The sequence below is a fragment of the Agarivorans litoreus genome (assembly GCF_019649015.1).
In the GTDB taxonomy this organism is placed as follows: domain Bacteria; phylum Pseudomonadota; class Gammaproteobacteria; order Enterobacterales; family Celerinatantimonadaceae; genus Agarivorans; species Agarivorans litoreus.
Window position 1 is genome coordinate 1894122 of the sequence record NZ_BLPI01000001.1, and the last position, 21735, is coordinate 1915856.

At 45.9% G+C, this 21735-nt stretch carries 20 protein-coding genes; 13 read left to right on the forward strand and 7 right to left on the reverse strand.

The window, feature by feature from the left end; genetic code table 11:
• Positions 1 to 81 precede the first annotated feature (81 nt).
• Positions 82 to 603, reverse strand: a complete 522-nt coding sequence (locus tag K5L93_RS08765; protein ID WP_220719360.1) for a DUF2058 domain-containing protein — start codon at positions 601 to 603, stop codon at positions 82 to 84.
• Positions 604 to 725: 122 nt separating this feature from the next.
• Entirely contained in the window at positions 726 to 1253 is a 528-nt protein-coding gene (locus K5L93_RS08770) for a RodZ domain-containing protein (RefSeq protein WP_220719361.1), read from the reverse strand.
• Positions 1254 to 1348: 95 nt separating this feature from the next.
• Between K5L93_RS08770 and recG the strand changes: the two genes are divergently transcribed.
• Positions 1349 to 3430: an ATP-dependent DNA helicase RecG gene (recG, locus tag K5L93_RS08775; RefSeq protein ID WP_220719362.1), complete on the forward strand. Its 2082-nt coding sequence runs from the start codon at positions 1349 to 1351 to the stop codon at positions 3428 to 3430.
• A gap of 159 nt (positions 3431 to 3589) precedes the next feature.
• Positions 3590 to 3997, forward strand: a complete 408-nt coding sequence (locus K5L93_RS08780) for a glycine zipper family protein (protein WP_220719363.1) — start codon at positions 3590 to 3592, stop codon at positions 3995 to 3997.
• 256 nt (positions 3998 to 4253) lie between these two features.
• Here K5L93_RS08780 and K5L93_RS08785 read toward each other — a convergent pair whose 3' ends face one another.
• Complete coding sequence (locus K5L93_RS08785) at positions 4254 to 4448, reverse strand: hypothetical protein (protein ID WP_220719364.1); 195 nt, start codon at positions 4446 to 4448, stop codon at positions 4254 to 4256.
• Between the two features lie 165 nt (positions 4449 to 4613).
• Between K5L93_RS08785 and K5L93_RS08790 the strand changes: the two genes are divergently transcribed.
• Positions 4614 to 5021, forward strand: coding sequence for a glycine zipper family protein (locus K5L93_RS08790; protein ID WP_220719366.1), 408 nt, complete (start codon positions 4614 to 4616; stop codon positions 5019 to 5021).
• Positions 5022 to 5277: 256 nt separating this feature from the next.
• Here the strand turns inward: K5L93_RS08790 and K5L93_RS08795 are convergent, their stop codons facing one another.
• Complete coding sequence (locus K5L93_RS08795) at positions 5278 to 6219, reverse strand: LysR family transcriptional regulator (protein WP_220719368.1); 942 nt, start codon at positions 6217 to 6219, stop codon at positions 5278 to 5280.
• A gap of 179 nt (positions 6220 to 6398) precedes the next feature.
• Complete coding sequence (gene glpK / locus K5L93_RS08800) at positions 6399 to 7913, reverse strand: glycerol kinase GlpK (RefSeq protein ID WP_220719370.1); 1515 nt, start codon at positions 7911 to 7913, stop codon at positions 6399 to 6401.
• Positions 7914 to 8141: 228 nt separating this feature from the next.
• Here glpK and K5L93_RS08805 point away from each other — a divergent pair, with 228 nt between their 5' ends.
• Positions 8142 to 8921, forward strand: coding sequence for a DeoR/GlpR family transcriptional regulator (locus tag K5L93_RS08805; RefSeq protein ID WP_246615022.1), 780 nt, complete (start codon positions 8142 to 8144; stop codon positions 8919 to 8921).
• On the opposite strand, the gene K5L93_RS08810 is transcribed toward K5L93_RS08805, so the two are convergent.
• Complete coding sequence (locus tag K5L93_RS08810) at positions 8910 to 9656, reverse strand: MBL fold metallo-hydrolase (RefSeq protein WP_220719372.1); 747 nt, start codon at positions 9654 to 9656, stop codon at positions 8910 to 8912. The two genes, K5L93_RS08805 and K5L93_RS08810, sit on opposite strands and share 12 nt — an antisense overlap.
• A gap of 192 nt (positions 9657 to 9848) precedes the next feature.
• On the opposite strand from K5L93_RS08810, the gene glpD reads away from it, so the two are divergent.
• Complete coding sequence (gene glpD / locus K5L93_RS08815) at positions 9849 to 11381, forward strand: glycerol-3-phosphate dehydrogenase (RefSeq protein ID WP_220719373.1); 1533 nt, start codon at positions 9849 to 9851, stop codon at positions 11379 to 11381.
• 64 nt (positions 11382 to 11445) lie between these two features.
• Here glpD and K5L93_RS08820 read toward each other — a convergent pair whose 3' ends face one another.
• Positions 11446 to 11622, reverse strand: a complete 177-nt coding sequence (locus tag K5L93_RS08820; protein ID WP_220719374.1) for a hypothetical protein — start codon at positions 11620 to 11622, stop codon at positions 11446 to 11448.
• Positions 11623 to 11775: 153 nt separating this feature from the next.
• Here K5L93_RS08820 and arnB point away from each other — a divergent pair, with 153 nt between their 5' ends.
• The 8 genes from arnB to K5L93_RS08860 all read left to right on the forward strand — a co-directional run bounded on the left by arnB (position 11776) and on the right by K5L93_RS08860 (position 21723).
• Entirely contained in the window at positions 11776 to 12951 is a 1176-nt protein-coding gene (arnB, locus tag K5L93_RS08825) for a UDP-4-amino-4-deoxy-L-arabinose aminotransferase (protein WP_220719375.1), read from the forward strand.
• Entirely contained in the window at positions 12941 to 13945 is a 1005-nt protein-coding gene (gene arnC / locus K5L93_RS08830; protein WP_220719376.1) for an undecaprenyl-phosphate 4-deoxy-4-formamido-L-arabinose transferase, read from the forward strand. Before arnB ends, arnC begins: the two co-directional genes overlap by 11 nt.
• 28 nt (positions 13946 to 13973) lie before the next feature.
• Positions 13974 to 15950 carry a bifunctional UDP-4-amino-4-deoxy-L-arabinose formyltransferase/UDP-glucuronic acid oxidase ArnA gene (arnA, locus tag K5L93_RS08835; protein WP_220719378.1) on the forward strand — a complete coding sequence of 659 codons (1977 nt, stop codon included), beginning with the start codon at positions 13974 to 13976 and terminating at the stop codon, positions 15948 to 15950.
• Positions 15951 to 15952: 2 nt separating this feature from the next.
• Positions 15953 to 16867, forward strand: coding sequence for a 4-deoxy-4-formamido-L-arabinose-phosphoundecaprenol deformylase (gene arnD, locus K5L93_RS08840; RefSeq protein ID WP_220719380.1), 915 nt, complete (start codon positions 15953 to 15955; stop codon positions 16865 to 16867).
• A gap of 13 nt (positions 16868 to 16880) precedes the next feature.
• Positions 16881 to 18530, forward strand: a complete 1650-nt coding sequence (gene arnT, locus K5L93_RS08845) for a lipid IV(A) 4-amino-4-deoxy-L-arabinosyltransferase (protein WP_220719381.1) — start codon at positions 16881 to 16883, stop codon at positions 18528 to 18530.
• Positions 18531 to 18533: 3 nt separating this feature from the next.
• A complete protein-coding gene (locus K5L93_RS08850) occupies positions 18534 to 18893 on the forward strand; it encodes an EamA family transporter (protein WP_220719383.1) in 360 nt (119 codons plus the stop codon).
• Positions 18890 to 19312: a 4-amino-4-deoxy-L-arabinose-phosphoundecaprenol flippase subunit ArnF gene (gene arnF, locus K5L93_RS08855; RefSeq protein WP_220719384.1), complete on the forward strand. Its 423-nt coding sequence runs from the start codon at positions 18890 to 18892 to the stop codon at positions 19310 to 19312. Before K5L93_RS08850 ends, arnF begins: the two co-directional genes overlap by 4 nt.
• A gap of 125 nt (positions 19313 to 19437) precedes the next feature.
• Complete coding sequence (locus K5L93_RS08860; RefSeq protein ID WP_220719385.1) at positions 19438 to 21723, forward strand: AsmA family protein; 2286 nt, start codon at positions 19438 to 19440, stop codon at positions 21721 to 21723.
• Positions 21724 to 21735: the final 12 nt, after the last annotated feature.

Consider the following 21735-nt stretch of genomic DNA (forward strand, 5'->3'; position numbering starts at 1 on the left):
GCAAAATAATTAACGAGAAGAGGAAGCTTACAAATACAAAAAAACCGCTAATTAGCGGTTTCTTCTCAAACTAACAGCCCATTACCACATCAAATCATCTGGGATTTGATAATCAGCATACGGGTCGTCTTCATCAATCACATCTTGGCTTGGGTCGTTAATTAGCACAACTACGCTTTCGTCACGTTGGGCGATTTTTTCCGCCACAATCGTAGGGACTACTTCATAAGCTTCGCCCAGAGTAACAATGGCTAAGCGGCCGTTACTAAGCTGCTTGCGCAGTTCTTCGGTAACATAAATCTTTTTAATTAGGCCTTCATGGGTGAAGTTGTAAGCTTCTTCGCCGCGCTTTCTGTCTAACATGTTCATCTCAATCAATTGCTTGATTTGAGCGGCAACGGCTTTTTTGGCTTTTTCAGCATTTTGTTGCTGAGCTAACTCGGCGTCACGTTGTTGTTGGTTAAGCTTGGCTTGCTCGGCTGCTGCTTTTACTTCCTTGGCCAAGGTGCGTGATTTTTTATTGGTTTTGCCTACTTTTTTGGCTTTTTTCTTGTCAACTAAACCAGCTTTAAGCATCTGCTCTTGCAGCGATAACTTGGCCATAACAAATTTATACCTTTGAATTCGATGGGTGAAATTACAATGCAGCAGTGCTGCCACTAAAGGCCTAGATAATACGTGAAGCGGCTACAAATTTGAACCTATAGCGAACAAGTTAACCAGGCCTACTCGGCTTGTGGCGCTAGGGTTAACGACAAGGGTTGATCTTGCGGATAGCCCGACAAATCAATCTCGCTACCATTAAGTTTTAAGCTAAAACCCTCGATTTGGGAAAAGTACAAGGATGCTGGGTGCATTACCTGCCAAGTGCGCAGATCGCCCATTCCTAACCAGCCATCAAATACCACTTTATCGCGGCCATCAATAAGCAATAATTCGGCTCGGTCGTCGGCTTCAATTTCTAGCTCTATCACTTGCTCTGGCTTTAATGCTTCTGGTTGCCACAAATCACTTGGAGCAACCCAGTAGTAGGTTCTTGCACCTTGCCAACGATGGGGTAACTGAGCAGGCGGGCGAATTGGGTAAATAGGTCGAATTGGGCGTTCAATAGGATGGCTAGGGATTGGCCGCTCTATGGGTTGCTCGGGTTTGTGTAGCGGTGCTGGGCGCGCGGATTGCTCCGCCATGCAGGCTTCTATAGCGCCAATCGCTAACAGCAAAGCTAAACCTATATTACAAAGAAACCTTAACATTTCTCGCCCCAACTACAGTTAAACCCTTGATTAGTAATAATAGCCGAAAAATTCATATATACTCTTATTACATGATCATAATTACAGTGGTTTAAGTGGAATTAAGCAGCCTACCCATCACCGCCCTTAAAGGAGTGGGTGACAAACTTGCCGAAAAGCTCCTGCGCCTACATATTCGAAATGTCGGCGACTTGCTGCTGCACTTACCCCTGCGTTATGAAGACCGCACTCGCGTATGGCCAATTAACGATTTACTGCACGGTGCGCATGTTTCGGTACATGGTGAAATTACCAAGGTAGAAACCATTCATGCCCGTCGGCGCATGCTAACGTGTCGCATCAGCGATGGCAGCGGCAGTATTACCCTGCGCTTTTTCAACTTTAATAACGGCCAAAAAGCAGCCATGCAACAAGGTAAATGGATGCGTTGCTTTGGCGAAGCCAAGCGCGGTAAACATGGTTGGGAAATGATCCATCCGGAATACAGCATTGTTGCCGATCCTAGTGCACCCTTAATGGATGAAAAGCTTACCCCGGTTTATCCCACTACCGAGGGTTTAAAGCAGCTCAATTTGCGTAAGCTCAGCGAGCAAGCTTTTAAGTTGTTAGAACAATACCCCTTGGTAGATTGGCTACCACCCGCATTACGCCCCCATGGTTTAGATCTTAACCAAGCCTTAATGCAGTTGCATCGCCCCGATCCAGATACCGAGCTCAGCTTGTTAGAAGAAGGCCGACATCCTGCCCAGCAGCGTTTGGTATTAGAAGAATTAGCCGCCCACCAGCTCAGCATGTTAAAGCTACGCCAAGAGCAACAGCGCCAAGCGGCCATTGCTTTACCGCTTGCCAGTGACTTAGAACAGCAATTTTTGGCCCAGCTCCCCTTTAAACCAACCAATGCCCAACAACGGGTGGTGGCCGAAATTAAAAGCGATACCCAGCAGCCACATGCCATGATGCGTTTGGTACAAGGTGATGTAGGCAGCGGCAAAACCTTAGTTGCAGCCATGGCGGCTTTGCAGGCCTTAGCTAATGGTTATCAAGTGGCACTGATGGCTCCCACCGAAATATTGGCCGAGCAGCATGCGCTTAACTTTGCCAAATGGTTCGAACCCCTAGGTATTAAAGTTGATTGGCTTGCTGGCAAACAAAAGGGCAAAGCTCGCAACGAAGCTATGGAGCGCATAGCCAACGGCGAAGCGCAAATGGTAGTGGGCACTCATGCCATTTTCCAAGAGCAAGTACAATTTGCCAAACTCGCCTTAGTGATTATCGACGAGCAGCACCGCTTTGGGGTGCATCAACGCATGGCCTTGCGGGAAAAAGGCGCCGCTGTAGATGGCAGCTCTACTCTACCGCATCAGTTAATTATGACGGCTACCCCTATCCCTCGCACCTTGGCGATGACGGCCTATGCCGATTTAGAGCTGTCGATTATTGATGAGCTGCCACCGGGCAGAACCCCAATTAAAACCGTGGCCCTGCCCGATACCCGTCGTGAGCAAGTGATCGAACGGGTGTATCAGGCTTGCCATAACGACGGGCGCCAAGCTTATTGGGTTTGCACTTTAATTGAAGAATCAGAAGTCCTGCAGTGCCAAGCAGCCGAAGACACCGCCGATACTTTACAGAAACAATTACCCGATTTACGCATTGGTTTAGTGCATGGCCGCATGAAACCGCAAGAAAAGCAGTGGGTAATGGAGCAGTTCAAAAACCATCAGCTTGATTTACTGGTGGCTACCACCGTAATCGAGGTGGGTGTGGATGTACCTAACGCCAGTTTAATGATTATAGAAAACCCCGAACGTTTAGGTTTAGCTCAGCTCCACCAGCTACGTGGCAGGGTCGGTCGAGGCCAAGTGGAAAGCCACTGCGTATTGATGTACCACAGCCCCTTGTCTAAAACCGCCAGTTCTCGTTTAAGTGTATTGCGCGACAGCACCGACGGTTTTGTAATTGCCCAACGCGATATGGAAATTAGAGGCCCTGGCGAACTACTTGGCACCAAGCAAACCGGTTTAGCAGAATTTAAAATTGCCGATTTAGTACGAGACCAAGCAATGATAGGTGAAGCGCAGCGCCTGGCTAAACAACTTCTTCAGCAAACACCGGTTGCTATTGAACCTTTAATTGACCGTTGGTTAGCCGGCCGCGAGCAATTCGCGCAAGCTTAGCTGAATGAAAAACTTTGTTAACTCCCTATATCACTGCTGCTCACACCGTTACTTAATACCTACGTAGGACTTCATCCTTCATACTCGAGTGTGAGACACCAAAAAGTTCAATTATGCTTAACACACTTAATTATTGTCTTACATCAAAAGGTGCTTGTTATGTACGTTAAAAATAAATGCTTAGTCGCTACTCTACTTCTTTCATTATCTGCTCCTAGCTTTGCCAACATCATTGTTGATACACAAAATGTAGATACTGAGAAGTATCATGCAGACATGTATGAGTGTCAGGCATTATCACAACAAGTCGACCACACCCAAACAGACTCTTTAGGTCGAGATATGCTGGGCTCTACCGCAAAAGGTGCAGCGCTAGGCGCAGCCGGTGGGGCAATTGCCGGTAGCAGTGGCTCTAAAGGTGCAAAAGTGGGTGCAGGTATTGGCTTGATTGGCGGCGTACTAAAACATAGCTCTCAAAAACATCACGCAGAGCAAGAGTATACTGAAGAACAACAAGGCGTGATGAGAAATTGTATGGTGGGCAGAGGTTATAACGTACTTAACTAAAACTGCGTGCTTTGCTTGGTGATTGCCCTGTGCAACATCAAAACTAAAGGCCCTAATAAACGACTTGGCACCAAGCAAACTGGCTTAGCCAAATCTAACATCGCCGATTAAGCGCGAGACCACGCAATGATATATAGTCCAATGCGACTGGCTAAATAGCTTTACAGCAATCGCCAGTCGCCATTGCACCCTCAACTAACCATTGGCTAACGAGCCGTGAGCAATTCGTCCAAGCTTAATTGGATGAGACACGCTGCTAAGTAATGCTAAATATCTCATCGCGACACTCTTCCACCAAAATCTCCTGTAACCATAGGTACAAAGGATTTTGTCGATTGCGGTAGTGGAATACATAACCAGCATCATATTTAAGCGCCAAGCTTCTAAACGCTTCGCTTAACTGTAATTGCCTAATGCCATTTTGTGCTTCACATCTCTCTAAATTCGTCACAAATCCCAAGCTTTAAGCTTTCGTGCCCCTATATCATTGTTGCCAACACCATTACTAAATAATACCTACGTAGGACTTCATCCTTCATACTTGAGTGTGAGACACCAAAAAGTTCAATTATGCTTAACACACTTAATTATTGTCTTACATCAAAAGGTGCTTGTTATGTACGTTAAAAATAAATGCTTAGTCGCTACTCTACTTCTTTCATTATCTGCTCCTAGCTTTGCCAACATCATTGTTGATACACAAAATGTAGATACTGAGAAGTATCATGCAGACATGTATGAGTGTCAGGCATTATCACAACAAGTCGACCACACCCAAACAGACTCTTTAGGTCGAGATATGCTGGGCTCTACCGCAAAAGGTGCAGCGCTAGGCGCAGCCGGTGGGGCAATTGCCGGTGGCAGTGGCTCTAAAGGTGCAAAAGTGGGTGCAGGTATTGGCTTGATTGGCGGCGTACTAAAACATAGCTCTCAAAAACATCACGCAGAGCAAGAGTATACTGAAGAACAACAAGGCGTGATGAGAAACTGTATGGTGGGCAGAGGTTATAACGTACTTAACTAAAACTGTGTGCTTCGCTTGGTGATTGCCCTGTGCAACATCAAAACTAAAGGCCCTAATAAACGACTTGGCACCAAGCAAACTGGCTTAGCCAAATCTAACATCGCCGATTGAGCGCGAGACCACGCAATGATATATAGTCCAATGCGACTGGCTAAATAGCTTTACAGCAATCGCCAGTCGCCATTGCACCCTCAACTAACCATTGGCTAACGAGCCGTGAGCAATTCGTCCAAGCTTAATTGGATGAGACACGCTGCTAAGTAATGCTAAATATCTCATCGCGACACTCTTCCACCAAAATCTCCTGTAACCATAGGTACAAAGGATTTTGTCGATTGCGGTAGTGGAATACATAACCAGCATCATATTTAAGCGCCAAGCTTCTAAACGCTTCGCTTAACTGTAATTGCCTAATGCCAGGAATATCTTCTGGTGGGTAATAGGTTACGCTGGGGTAAATTAAATCACTCACCCGCAATACATCCATAATCGACCCCGGCAGTTCGGAACGATAACCAATAGTCACCTCTACACCATAGGCAGCCAGAAACTTTTCCGCCTCGGTGCGAGCAGGACTCCAACCTGGAACATGAATTAAAGCAGTAGAGTAATGTTCAAAATCTTGCGGAGTAACAATGGTATCGGCAATAGGATGAGCTTCGCGCGCATAAACATAGATTGGCTGGCGCCATAAACGGCGTTGCACAAGCTCTTTCGAACCTTCGACTGGCAATAAACACAAGCCAAAATCAATTTGCCCGCGCTGAATTAACTCGCAAGTATCGGCGCCCCAAGTCGCCACTTGCAAGCGTAAATCGGGCGCATATTGCTGGAGTGCAACAAACAAGCGCTTAGCCACCGATGCTAACAGCATAGGATGCATGGCAACTTTTAAAATGCCCTCTAACTTGGCGGGATCAAAGTCATTATGGTGATCAACAACATTGGCAAGCTCGGCTAAAATGCTTGGCACGCTTAGCGACAATTGTTCGGCTTTTGGGGTAGCAATAAGCCCATGTTGAGCACGTACAAAAAGCTCATCTGCAAAATGCTCTCGCAGTTTTTGTAAGCTGCGACTAATCGCTGGCTGACTAACATTCATACGTTCGGCAGTGCGGCGAGTATTAAGCTCTTGCGCCAACACCACAAACACTTTTAATAAATTTAAATCTAGTGTCTCAAAGGAACTATTGGTCACCTACTTCCTCCAGCATTATTCCCCATTAAGTCTCTTAAACATTAGCAATGAATTACGCTAAGCTCATCATTTTTCGCAGAAGCTAGGCATTTACTGAGAATCAACATATAAACTTTAGCAGCAGGCACAAGAAAGCCGCTACTGCTTAGCGGCTTTGCCAATATACACCCTAAAAATGATTAGTCGTCTAGCTCTTTGTCGTACCAGCCTCGGCTACAATCAACCGCACGCTTCCAACCTTTATATAAACGTTCTCGTTTCGCCTCATCACCATCGGGAGAGAAGCAACGATCAGGGGTATGACTCTCAGTCAAGCTTGCTACACTATCCCAGTAACCCACCGCTAAGCCAGCTAAATAAGCGGCGCCTAAGGCGGTGGATTCAATCAGTGAGGGGCGTACCACTTCAGTGCCCAGTGCATCGGCTTGAAACTGCAATAAAAAATCATTGGCTACTGCGCCGCCGTCTACTCGCAATTGTTTTAGCGAAATCCCGGCATCGGCTTGCATGGCTTCTAATAAGTCTCGGCTTTGATAAGCAATCGATTCAAGCGCCGCACGAATAATATGGTTACGGTTAGCACCACGGGTTAACCCTACAATGGTACCGCGTGCATAAGGGTCCCAGTAAGGTGCACCTAAACCTACAAAAGCAGGCACTAAGTATACCCCGTTGGTATCATCTACCTTAGAGGCAAAATATTGGGTATCGGAGGCATCGCGAATCAATCCCATCTCGTCGCGCAACCATTGAATGGTAGCACCGCCCATAAATACACTACCTTCTAGGGCGTAATTAACCTTGCCATCTAAAGAAAAAGCGATAGTGGTGAGCAAACCATGGGTTGATTTAACCGGTACTTCGCCAGTATTCATCAATAAAAAGCAGCCGGTGCCGTAGGTGTTTTTTGCCATGCCTTTGCGATAACACTGCTGACCAAATAGCGCCGCTTGTTGGTCACCAGCGATACCGGCGATAGGAATACGCGTTCCACCTTTACCGCCAATATTGGTTTGGCCGTAGATTTCCGAACAGGCTTTCACTTCTGGCAGCATTTGTTTAGGCACGCCCAGCATATCTAACAACTTGTCATCCCATTGCAAGGTATGAATGTTAAACATCATGGTGCGAGAGGCATTGGTATAGTCGGTGACATGCACTCGCCCGTTAGTAAGCTTCCAAACTAACCAGCTATCTACCGTGCCAAACAGCAAATCACCCGCTTCGGCTTTTTCGCGTGCGCCTTCTACATTATCTAAAATCCACTTTAGCTTTGAGCCAGAAAAGTAGGCATCTAAGATTAGCCCTGTAGTATCTTGAATGTACTCTTCCCAGCCTTGCTCTTTTAGCTCTTCACATAACTTAGTGGTGCGGCGACACTGCCAGACAATGGCATTATAAATAGGCTGGCCAGTGTTTTTGTCCCAAACAATGGTGGTTTCTCGCTGGTTGGTAATGCCAATCGCAGCAATTTGGTCACTGCGGATACCGGTTTTTGCCAAAACCTCGGTTAAAGATGCACTTTGGCTAGCCCATATCTCCATGGGATTGTGCTCTACCCAACCTGATTTTGGGAAAAACTGGCTAAATTCGCGCTGTACGCTGCCAACAATTTCAGAGTCTTGGTTAAAAATAATCGCTCTTGAGCTTGTTGTGCCCTGATCAAGGGCAACTATATATCGTGCGGTGTCCATTGATATTACGGTTCCAGATTAGCATTTATGTCTATTATGCTCGAAAACGAACATTTTAGAACATTTTTTTCAACCAAAGCGTGACAAAACTTTAATTTCATTTCAGCAATTTCTCTAAAAAGCTGCGATGCAGTTTGCGGTATCGCTTTGTTAACCGTGACAAAAACTGCATTTTAAGTAGACTTATGACTGCGCTATAAAATGTATACCAATAAGAGAAACCCAGTTGTGAAGCAGACTCAACGCCATCAACAAATCTTGCAGGTGATAAAAACCCAAGGCTTTGTGGCTACCGAAGAATTAGTAGAATCACTTAATGTAAGCCCGCAAACCATTCGCCGCGACCTTAATGTATTGGCCGAACAGAAGCTGATTCACCGCCACCATGGTGGTGCTTCGTTACTATCGAGTAGCGTAGTGAACGACTCTTATTCCAGTAGAAAGATCAAACAACATCTTGAAAAAGAAAGCATTGCTCAGAAAATTGCCGAGCAAATTCCTAATGGCGCATCGCTGTTTTTGGATATTGGTACCACCGCCGAAACGATTGCAAGAGCATTATTGGAGCACCGCGATTTACGCATTATCACCAACAATATTCATGTTGCATCACTACTTATGGTTAAAGACGACTTTAATGTGATTATGGCCGGCGGCGCGTTGCGTAATAAAGATGGCGGCATAGTGGGTGAAGCCACCATCGACTTCATAAAACAATTTCGCCTAGATTATGGGATAGTAACGGTGAGCGGCATTGATTTAGATGGTTCGCTACTAGACTTTGACTACCATGAAGTAAGGGTGACTCAGGCCATTATTGCCAGTTCTCGCAACGTTATTCTTGCCGCAGACCACAGTAAGTTTGGCCGTAACGCGATGATTAACATTGGCAATATCGCGCAAATTGACCACTTGTATACCGATCGACCAGTGCCACAAGACATCAGCGAAATCCTTAAACAACAAGACGTACAGTTAACACTTTGCCCTACTCAGTTAAGCAGTTAAGCGCTTGCGCAGCAGTTCACCAAGAAAGCCTTTATAGCTGGTAGCCTGTTCAGGACATAGTTGCTGCAACTGTTGGAGTTCTGCTTGGCTAATCTTGCCGCCCTCGCCATGAGCCAATAAGTAATTATCAACTTGTAGCTGGCTAAACCTTTCAATTGAGCCTCGATATTGACGAGGACTGCTGATCGGAAAGGGACAAATCAACTTTCCTTTAACCCGCAATATACAGTCGGCCACATACAAGGTTTTAGTCGCTGGGTGATAAAGCGATAAGTCACGGTCGGTATGGCCCGGAGTAAACAACACTTGCCAGTCTTCAAACCCCGGTAAGCTCTGACCATCTTTAAGCCGATGGGTAAAGTTGAGTTTGGGCGAATACCACAAATTGGCTTTAGCCCGCCGATGCCGCTTCGCAACATAATGCGCTAAGGCTAAATCCACTAAGTGATTACACCTTCCAGCAATACCTTGATACCACTCGCCGGGGTGCTCTGCACCTGCAATAGAAAGCTGGTAGCGACGCTGCAGGTAACTGGCCCCGCCGGCATGATCCGGGTGCATATGGCTTACCATCACCAACTTTAGTTGGCTAAGTGGTCGTGCTAACTGTTCACAAATAAAACGCCTAAGCATTGCAACATCAGCGCGGCAACAACCATCCAGCAACAGCAACTTGTTCGGATACTCAATCAAAAAAACATTCTGAATATAGCCTTCCAACTGATGGATCTTCATAGCTTACCGCAAACAATTGTTAACAAGATGTAACAGTTTAGAGCAAATACTCCATGCAGACAAATCTAGCCGGCAAGCTTAAAAGCGCGTTTTGCACATTTTTTTTACATCGGTAATTGTTTTTTGATCACAAATTGCTCTATTATGCTCGATAACGAAACAAAACGAACTTTATTGAAAGGATCGCTCAACATGGCACAAACAAATGACCCGCATAACTTCGACCTAATCGTCATTGGTGGTGGTATAAACGGCGTGGGCATAGCGGCAGATGCCGCTGGCCGAGGGCAACGCGTTGCTTTGTTTGAGCAAAACGACTTAGCCAGCGCAACCTCTTCTGCGAGTTCGAAGCTTATTCACGGTGGCCTGCGTTATTTAGAGCATTATGAGTTTCGTTTAGTGAGCGAAGCCCTTAAAGAGCGTGAAGTATTGCTTAATATGGCTCCTCATCTTGTTGAGCCGATGCGTTTTCGTTTGCCACATCGCCCCCACCTACGCCCTTGGATATTGATACGCATGGGGCTATTTCTGTACGACAACCTAGCTAAACGCGGCACACTTCCCGGTTGTAAGGGCCTAAGCTTCGCTCACAGTGATGTACTAAAAAGTGATATTACCAAAGGCTTTGAATACTCTGATTGTTGGGTGGATGATGCTCGACTAGTGATTAGCAATGCTTTGCTAGCAGCTAAACACGGCGCGTTTATCGCGCCACGCCAACAAGTAGTAGCAGCCAAACGCGAAGCCAAGCATTGGTTGGTAGATGTAAAAGACATGCAAACGGGCGTGCAACAACAATATCGCTGCAACACTTTAGTTAACGCCGCTGGCCCTTGGGTTCAGCAATTTATTGAAGAGAACATGCAACAAACACCACCACGCACCATTCGCCTAGTAAAAGGCAGCCATATAGTGGTGCCAAAAATTCACGACGAGCCGCAATCCTACATTTTACAAAACACCGATAAACGCATTGTGTTTGTGATCCCTTATCAGCAGCAATACTCATTAATTGGCACTACTGATGTGGAATATCAAGGCAACCCGTCCGAGGTGGTCATCTCCGATAAAGAAGTGAGTTACTTGTGTGATGTAGTGAACCAGCACTTTACTAAGCAAATAGCGCCAAGTGATGTGATTCATACTTTTTCTGGAGTACGACCACTTTGCCAAGATGAGTCTAACGATCCTTCGGCGGTTACTCGTGACTACACCTTAGAATTAAGTGATGAAGCAGAAGGGGCTCCGCTGTTATCGGTATTTGGCGGCAAGTTAACCACTTACCGAAAACTTGCCGAAGCAGCCTTAGAAATGTTGGCTCCCCGTATTAACGATCTTGGTCCTGCGTGGACTAAAGCCTCTTTCTTACCGGGCGGCGCTATTGGCGGAGATATTCACTCTTATATTAAGCAGCAACAAGCCAACAGCGATTTACCCACCACGCTAGTAGCCCGCTGGTGCAAGCACTACGGTAGCCAAGCCGAACAATTAATACACAATGCTAAACAGCAGGGCTTAGGTGAGCTATTTGGCGGAAACTTGTATCAATTAGAAGTCGACTACCTGTGTGAGCAAGAATGGGCCTACCGAAAAGAGGACATTTTGTGGCGCAGAACCAAACAAGGTTTAGCATTTACCGATGAACAACAGCAGCGTTTACAAGGTTATCTTAATAACAAGCATCTTCAGCAGGCATCGCTAGAAAACACCGCTCAAGCAAGCTAGCTAGCCTTAACCATACCAAGCCTGATTGCTCCGCTCTCAGGCTTGGTTGTCTAAACAAAAAAGCTTAACTTACACTTTTTAGCACTTGGTCAATATTGCACTGGTTATTCTGATAAACCGTTTCGGCTAAAGCTAGCGCTTCTGGTTTGCCACTTGCCTGCTCGACAGCATGTAAACCCATAGATGCCTCACCAAACCGTAAGCTAATCCCCTTAGAAATGCTGACGGTGAATCTAAGCATAAGCGGCCAAACACCAAACCAATTAAGAAAGCACTTACAAAAAACACCGATATTTACCTAATCAACACACAAGACCGACGTTTGAGCCTTTCAATAAACCCGCAGCACGGTTAGACTTCATCCACTTTGGTATAGATATGCTGACCGAGAGTCATGGAACAAACATTTTTACCCCTAAGTCGCCCAGCGATTGAACAACAAGAAATCGACGCAGTGGTTGAGGTACTCAAATCCGGTTGGATTACTACCGGACCCAAAAACGCTGAGTTAGAAAACGCCATAAAAAGCTATACCGGTGCCGAACACGCCGTAGCGCTAAGCAGTGCCACCGCTGGTTTGCACCTCACTCTAGTGGCTTTGGGCATTGGCCCTGGCGATGAAGTGATTACCCCTTCAATGACTTGGGTTTCAACGGTTAACCTAATCACCTTAATGGGTGCAAAGCCAGTATTTGTTGATGTTGATGCAGATACATTAATGACCACGGCAGAGCGCATTGAAGCGCAAATCACCAACAAAACCAAACTGATAATCCCGGTTCACTATGCCGGTGCTCCACTCGATTTAGATGCCATCTACGCCCTTGCGGAACAATACAATATTCCAGTGATCGAAGATGCAGCCCATGCTATTGGCTGCGAATATAAAGGTCGACCCATTGGCCAAACCGGTCACTGTATTTTCTCCTTACACGCGATAAAAAATGTAACCACAGCAGAAGGCGGTATTTTTACCACTAATGACGCCGAATTAGCTGAGCGGATCCGTCGCCTTAAGTTTCATGGCTTAGGCGTAGATGCCTTTGATAGAGAAACTCAGGGGCGAGCGCCACAAGCGGAAGTGATAGAGCCGGGCTACAAATACAACATGCCAGACATTTGTGCCGTGTTAGGTTTAGGTCAAATGCAGCGCTTAGCCAGCATTACTGCTCAGCGACAAGCTTTAGTTGCGCATTATCGTAAACTGTTAGCTGAAGTTGAGGGGATTAGCCCCATGAGCGTGCCATCTTATGCGCATACTCACTGTTGGCACTTAATGATAGTAAGAGTAGAGCCAAGTATTTGTGGCTTTGACCGCGACCAGCTCATTAGCATGTTAAAACAACAGGGCATTGGCGCTGGCATTCATTTTAAAGCCTGCCATAGTCAAAAGTATTATCGAGAGAATTATCAAACTCGCTTTGGTGAGATTAACCCAGATTTAAGTAATACCGAATTTAACAGCCAACGCATTTGTTCGCTGCCACTATTTCCAGGCATGCAACTAAGTGATGTTGAACGTGTTGTTTCCGCAATCAAACAAAATATTGGACCTTCTCATGAGGCATAAGCAAGACATCAATTTTGTATCCATTGTAATACCGGTTTACAACGAAGCCGACAGTTTACAAGAGCTAATCACACGCACTTGTGCAGCTGCTGATACCATGGGTAAAGACTATGAACTACTGCTGGTTGACGATGGCAGTAAAGATAACAGCGCAGACCAAATTGAAGCAGCTGCGGCCCAAGAAGGCAGCCATGTTGTAGGCATTATTCTTAACCGCAATTATGGCCAGCATAACGCGATTATGGCGGGCTTTGAACATGTACGCGGCGACTTGATTGTGACCCTCGATGCCGATTTACAAAACCCACCAGAAGAGATCCCTAATTTGGTGGCGAAAGCCGAAGAGGGTTACGACTCGGTTGGCACGGTACGCCAAAATCGCCAAGACAGTCGTTTACGCCGTTACCCTTCAATGCTGATCAACAAGATTGTAAAACGCTCAACGGGCGTAGAGATGAATGACTACGGCTGCATGTTACGGGCTTATCGTCGTCATGTAGTGGACGCGATGTTGCAGTGCCATGAGCGCAGTACCTTTATTCCTATTTTGGCTAATGGCTTTGCTCGCCACACCGTTGAAATAGATGTGGAACATAGCGAGCGCCAACAAGGCGAATCAAAATACAACATCATGGGTTTAATTAACCTAATGTTTGATTTGCTGACCAGCATGACTACCGCCCCATTAAGAATGCTTAGCATCATGGGAGGTGCAATTGCCGCACTAGGTGGCCTATTTGGTTTAGTGTTACTTTTCATGCGCCTAATCTATGGCGCGGAATGGGGTGTTGACGGGGTATTCCCGCTATTTGCTCTATTGTTTATCTTTATTGGTGCTCAATTTGTTGGCCTAGGTTTATTAGGCGAATATATCGGCCGTATATACTCCGACGTAAGGGCAAGGCCACGCTACTACGTACAAGATGTGCTGGTTGGCGAAGCAACCAAACAGGCCCGTGACAACGACGTTAACGCTGATAACAACGATAACTAATTTACCTATTACAGTTAAGGAATAAGCCATGAAAGCAGTGGTGTTTGCCTATCACAACATTGGTTGTGCTGGTATTAAAAGTCTTCTCGATGCAGGTGTAGAAATCGCCGCAGTGTTTACCCATTTAGACGATGGCAATGAAAATGTATTTTTTGAATCCGTAGCCAAACTAGCGGCACGCAACGGTATTCCAGTATTTGCACCGGAAGACGTAAATCATCCATTGTGGATAGAAAAAATTAAGGCGATGCAGCCTGAGGTATTCTTCTCATTCTACTACCGCTCAATGATCAGCCAAGCAGTACTAGAGCTAGCACCAAAAGGCGGCTTTAACCTACATGGTTCGCTATTACCACGCTACCGTGGTCGCGCACCGGTAAACTGGGCGCTATTAAACGGCGAAACTGAAACTGGCGTAACCTTACATGCCATGACTAGCAAAGCCGACGCTGGTGACATTGTTGCTCAAGAAAAACTCAGCATTAATGCTGACGACACTGCGGCCACCTTGCATAGCCGCTTAACCGAGCTAAGCAGCCAGCTATTGGCTACAACCCTACCGCAATTAATCGCTGGTACGCACAGCTTAAGCGCCCAAGATGAAAGCCAAGCCACGGTATTTGGTCGCCGCACACCAGCAGACGGTGAAATAAAATGGGCCGACAATGCACAAACTATTTTCAACTTATGTCGCGCAGTGACCGAACCCTTCCCTGGTGCCTTTACCTTTTTAGGTGAGCGCAAGGTAATTTTTTGGAGCACCAGTGCCAGCGAACAAGAGTTTGATGCAACGCCAGGTACCATTGTTGCCACCGCGCCATTAACCATTGCTTGTACTCAAGGTTCTTTAATTGTTAATGCAGGCCAAACCGAAAACGGTTTGTACTTAAATGGCGAACAATTAGCGGCTGAAATGCACTTAGTTGCCGGCATGCGCTTTGGTCCACAAGCCAGCGCTGTTATTGCTGCAAAACGCCGCCAAAAAGTGCTTATTTTGGGTGCTAACGGCTTTATTGGTAACCACTTAACCAAGCGTTTACTAGACGACGGTAAATACGAAATTTACGCCATGGACATGAGTGCTAACCAAATTGAACAGCACTTAAGCCACCCAGATTTCCACTTTGTAGAAGGTGATATCACCATTCATAACGAATGGATCGAATACCACATTAAGAAGTGTGACATTGTATTGCCACTGGTAGCGATTGCGACTCCGATTGAATATACCCGTAATCCGTTACGTGTATTTGAATTAGATTTTGAAGAGAACTTAAAAATTGTTCGTGAGTGTGTAAAGTACAACAAGCGCATCATCTTCCCGTCTACCTCTGAAGTATACGGCATGTGTACTGATGATGAGTTTAATGAAGATACTTCACCGCTAATTACTGGTCCAATTAACCGCCAGCGCTGGATTTACTCGACCTCTAAACAGTTATTAGATCGAGTTATTTGGGCTTATGGTAAAAAAGACGGCCTTAAGTTTACCTTGTTCCGTCCATTCAACTGGATGGGCCCACGCTTAGACAGCTTGAACTCAGCACGAGTTGGCTCTAGCCGCGCGATTACCCAGCTAATTTTGAACCTAGTTGAAGGCACACCCATCAAGTTGATTGATGGCGGCGAGCAAAAACGTTGCTTCACTGATATTTCTGAGGCCATTGAAGCCTTGTTCCGGATTATTGAGAACAAAGACGGCTTATGTGATGGACAGATCATCAACATTGGCTCGCCAGACAACGAAGCCAGTATCAAACAAATGGCTGAAACTCTGGTTGAGAAGTTTGATGCTCACCCACTGCGTGAAAAATTCCCACCGTTTGCCGGCTACCATTTGGTAGAAAGTAAAACCTTCTACGGTGATGGCTACCAAGACGTGCAGCATCGTCGCCCAAGCATTCGCAACGCCAAGCGTTTACTTGATTGGGAACCAAGCATTATGATGGAAGACACCATCGAGGAAACCCTCGACTTCTTCTTAAAAACAGCTGTTGATGAGTAATAATGAGTTCGAAAGACACCATTAAAGTTGGCCTTCGTATAGATGTTGATACTTTCCGTGGCACGCGCTTAGGCGTGCCCAAGTTATTAGACATCTTTCAACGCCACAATATTAAGTCGTCGTTCTTCTTCACCGTTGGACCCGACAACATGGGGCGCCACATTTGGCGCCTTTTGCGTCCTGCTTTCTTAAAGAAGATGCTCCGCTCAAAAGCCGCCAGCTTATACGGTTGGGATATTATCTTTCGAGGCACCTTTTGGCCTGGCCCTGTGATCGGTAAAAAGCTTGCTTCGGTGATTAAAGATACCGACCAAGCGGGTCATGAAATTGGCTTGCACGCTTGGGATCACCACAAGTGGCAGATGAAAACCGACAGCATGTCGCAAGCCGAACTCGGTAACGAAATCCGTAAGGGTTACCAACTGCTTGAAGAAATCACCGGAAAAGACGTGCAATGCAGTGCAGTAGCCGGTTGGCGCTGTACCGAAACCACTCTAGACGAAAAAGAAGCCTTTCCATTTCGCTACAATAGTGATTGCCGAGGTGAATCTATTTTTGTTCCCAAACCTGGAATGGCACCGCAAATTCCAGTTACTTTGCCGACCTATGATGAATTAATTGGCCAAGACGGTGTAGACGAAGATAACTACAACCAAGCCATTCTTGATCGAATTAAGGCCGATGCCTTAAATGTTTACACCATTCATGCTGAGGTTGAAGGCATTGTTTGCGCAGAGATGTTTGAGCAGCTGATCATTAGCGCTAAACAGCAAGGCATTGAGTTTGTACCGCTGTGTGAGTTGTTAGATCAAGATTATGTCACTTGGCCACAAGACAGCATATTAAATATAGAAATGGATGGGCGCGAAGGCTGGTTAAGTCATCAAGCCTCGGTTGTTCGTCCTCATACCAGTTAAATCAGGAAGTACCATGCGCCACTTACGAATTAACCTAGCTACTTGGGTGCCGATATTCTTTATCATTTTGTACCTATTACCTTTGGGTCTGCGTGACCTTTGGTCTCCCGATGAACTACGTTACGCTGAGATCTCTCGAGAAATGGTGAGCAGTGGCGACTGGATAGTTCCTCGCTTTAACGACTTACGCTACTTCGAAAAACCAGTCATGGGTTACTGGATGAACGCGGTTTCGCAACTTGTTTTTGGCGAAACTAACTTTGCGGTGCGTGCAGCCTCAGCCTTTAGCGCTTTAGGGGCAGCTTTTTGTATATTCCTACTGCTTGCTCGCTTTGCCTCCCGCCCAGTAGCTTGGTTAAGCTCCGGCATTTATTTAAGCATGTTTATGGTGTCTGGCGTGGGCACCTACAGCGTATTAGACAGCATGCTTAACCTTTGGCTAACCGCCAGTTTTACTGCTTTTTACTTTGCCATTCGCAGCGAAGAACTGCGCCAACGAACCAAATATTATGGTTTGGCCGGTTTTTATTGTGGCTGTGCGGTACTTACCAAAGGCTTTTTGGCCCTAGCGTTACCGGTACTGGTGGTGGTTCCCTACATGATTTGGGATAAGCAATTTAACACCATTTTGAAATGGGGTTGGTGGGTAATGCTACTTGCCGTTTTAGTTTGTCTGCCATGGGGCTTAGCCATTCATGCTGCAGAGCCGGACTACTGGCACTACTTTTTCTGGATTGAGCATATTCAGCGCTTTGCTGCAGATAACGCCCAGCACTCAGCCCCAGTTTGGTACTACCTGCCGTTTTTAGCGGCTGGCGTTTTACCTTGGCTATTTTGGTCGCCCAGTGCAATTGGCCACTTAAAAGGCCAAATGCACTTGCCACTGTTACGCTACGCCTTGTTGTGGGCGATATTGCCGCTGCTATTCTTCTCCATGGCTAAGGGCAAACTCGCTACCTATATTTTGCCAATAATGGCACCGCTGGCGATCTTGTTTGCCTTTGGTATTCAACAGGCTTTTACCAAATCTTGTAAGGGTTTAACCTGGGGAAGCTGGTTAAATGCAATTTTATTTGCACTCCTTGCCGTTACCACCTTGGTACTGCATTACGCGGGCAAACTGCCACTAGATGCCGAAGAAGCTTACCGTCCCTGGTTACTATTTAGCATCTTTGCTTTTTGGTCGGCCATGGCCTTTGTGGCTATCAAAGCCACCAGCCTAAACGGCAAAGTCGCCAGCTACATGCTAATGCCTTTGGGCTTATTCATGCTGGCTTGGGCAACCTTCCCAAATGTAAGTATCTACTCAAAAATGCCGGCGAAGTTTATGCAGCAGATTGCCCATTTAGTCGAACCCAATACGGTGTTAGTAGCCGATTACCCCGACACTATGTCGGCACTTAACTGGTACTTTAAGCGAGAAGATGTATACCTCGTTGGCCAAAAAGGCGAGGTGCGTTATGGCTTGGAATACCCAGATTCCCAGCATCGCTTTATCGAAACTAAGCACTTAGCTGAATTTATTGAGCAACAACGCCAGCATGCCCCGGTAATGGTTTATTATCGCGACAAACCTGATATGAAAGGCAGTTTGCCCGAAACCACTGAACGTATCGACAAAGGTCGCTATACCGCACTTTATTACCAAGCAGTTGCTGACTAATTTATGCTTAACATAATGCTGATTGTGGCCTCGATTGGCTGTAGCTCATTAAGTCAGTATTGGCAGAAACGTGCGGCCTTGTTATTTGCCGCTCAACCAAATTTAAGCACGCTCGAGAAACTACTGTCCAAACCTTTATTATTAGGCATTGTTTTCTTGGGCTTGGGGGCTATTTTTTGGCTGGGTGTATTGAGCCAGTGGGACGTATCGGTCGCCTACCCTCTGCTAAGCAGCAATTTTGTCATCATGCTGCTCATCTCCAAGTTTGCATTTAATGAAACGGTTACACCGCGTCAGTGGTGTGGCGTGGGGCTAATTGTATTAGGGGTCGCTTTTCTTGGTGGAGTGGAACAACTTTTATGAAACACCATCCGCGAAGTTTATTGCTGGCCTTACTAAGTGTCGTCTTTATTTCACTGGCTCAATTAGCCATGAAATGGGGCATGACCCAATTAAGCCTGCAATATCCAAACTTGCAGGAGCTTTGGCACTCCGCACAGTATAGTGCTTTAGTAACAAATTATTTGCCTTACTACATCAGCGTAATAATCGGTTTAAGCTTTTATGCCTTATCCATGTTGTGCTGGGTAATGGCATTAAAACACCTGCCGCTTTCCATTGCTTACCCCATGCTTAGCTTAAGCTATGTTATCGTGTATGTAGCAGCCATTAGTTTACCGTGGATTGGTGAAGCATTTAGCTGGCCCAAAGCCCTAGGTATTTTATTTATACTGGCAGGGATTTATTTGGTATTTCCACGTAAAAACAACAAGCAAGGCTAAGCATGTTGTTTGCCCCACGCTTTCGGTAAAAGGGTTGAAGCCTGCGCTGTTAAATATGTGAATACTCAAGTATTGTTGAACAAATACGATACATCATTAATAAGTCGCATGGAGTTTGCGCTAATATGAAACGCTTTTTCGACCTGCTTGCCATTGTATTATTGCTGTTGTTGGCAACCTCGGTCTTTTTCTTATTTTCTTTTCATCCCGATCGCTACAAAAGCGACTTTTTGCATTGGTTCAATCAACAAAGCGACTGGCAACTTAACTACAACAAAACTCAATGGTCACTGAGCAAACCTTTTAGTATAGAGGTATTTGACCTAGAGCTCGCCAAGTCTAGTCAAGCCGCCATGCTCACTAAGCAAGCCAAACTAAATTTAGCCTTAATGCCCTTGCTGCAAGGCGAAATTCGAATAGATAGCCTACTAATCGAGCAGCCACAATTGGCACTTACCCAGCAATTATTGAACGAAGACTCCGAGACTAGTACACCAAAGCAAGCCAGCAACATTAGCTGGTTAAACACCATTCAAGTTAAACAACTATTGCTCAAAGACGGCGACTTACTGTGGCAAAATAAACAACAGTCTTATCAGCTGCAGCGCTTTGAGTTGGCGATAGAAGACTGGCAGATTGATCTTAACGAACCCGCGCCAAGCCATTGGCAATTTACCTTACACAGTTCGGCTCAGCGACTTACCACCCCATGGCAAGACATCATGCTGCCACAGCTAAGCCTTGCCTATGGCCAGCAGCAATTAGTAATAGAGCACATCGGTGGCGATCTATTACAAGGCTCGGTTTATGCCTCGGCCGAACTGAGCAATAAGCAACTTACAATACGTGAGCTCGCCTTAAACAACTTTAGGCTAGAGCACTTTGCTCCAGAACCTAGTGCTCAAGAAAATCAAGCTGCAGCCCCAACAGCCAGTGAGCAAACTTGGTTAAATAACTTGCCTGAGCTTGCTTGGTTAAGCAGCATTCACATTGATAATTTACTATTAAATCAGCTTAGCGTAGCCACACAGTTGCAAGGCCACAATGTGGTTCTGAACAAACTAACGGCAGAGCTAGAAAACATAGTCAGCCCTTGGCCTTTTCAAGCCCAAAAACTGCGTGGTGAATATGCCTTTATTGCCGATGAATTAGGCGTTGACCACATTCAGTTCAGTGACCTCACCGCGAGTGGACACATTAGCGACGGTCTATTTTCAGTAGATGCTTTACGCAGCCAGCTATTTAAAGGGCAGCTAGGTTTAGCACTCAGTTATCAATGGCAACAGCAAGCGCTGACTCTCCACCAATTGCTGCTAAGCAATAATGAAATTCCGATCCAACCCAATTGGTTACCTGCTAGTGACAGCACTACAACAAGCAACCAAGAGAAAAACCTAGACGAAAACACAACTAAAGCTCCAGCAGCGCTGCAGCAACTGAATATTGAACAGCTGGAACTTCAACAAGTTAAATTGCTGTCTTATGCCGAACAATTCCCTTTCTCGGTGACTGGTTTAAATATAGAGCTTCGCCAATTACAGCTGATTCGCGATGGCCAATGGCAAAACATCGATCAACTGTGGCAGCCACAAAGCCAAGTATTTATTGAAGCTCCAGAACTTGCTTATCGTGGCATGCTGCTTAGCCATGTTAGCTTCGATTTAGGGGCCGACCAAAATATTGGCTATTTTAATCTGTATGGTGAATTACCATTAGGCCAATTTGAGTTGCAGGGACAAGCCTTGTTAGACCAAGAGCACAAACCTTGGCAAGCCGAACTGTCTGGCTTACTACTAGACATTAGCCCTTTAGCGCGCTTAGCAAATAACCACCAATTTAGTTTGGTAGGAGACTTAGAGCTCGCGGGAAAGCTACGCGGTAAACTTAGTGATTTTGGCGCAAACATTGATGGTTCGATCGATTTGCATAGTCAATTGATTCAACTGCCTGGTGCCGATTTAGAAGTGACCCTCGACCAAATAATAGAAAGCCCAAGGCAATATTATGAAAAACCCAATCCATTTATCGCAAATGGCTGGCCGGTGTTTTGGCAAGATCCGCAAAGCTTGCCTAAAGGCATCACCCAATTTACCAACTTGGCGCTACGCGCCGAATTAGAACAAGGCAGACTAAGTTTAGCTCCTCAAGCGTTATCCGGACTACGCTATGGACTCACCTTGGCAGGCGAAATTGATTTAGCTAAGAAGCGCTACAATCAATTGAGGCTTGTGGTCACCGATCAACCTTGTTGGCGTTTAGTTCACACAGTAAATGGTGCATGGAGCAAGCCCCAAGTAAGTTTTGATCACTACCTTTCACCGCGCCGCTTCTCGGTTGATCAACAAGACTTTATCCGAGCGCCCAGCATACCGCAGTGTCGTTATCCCCTCGCTGACTCCAACGTACAATAGCAAAAACAGAGA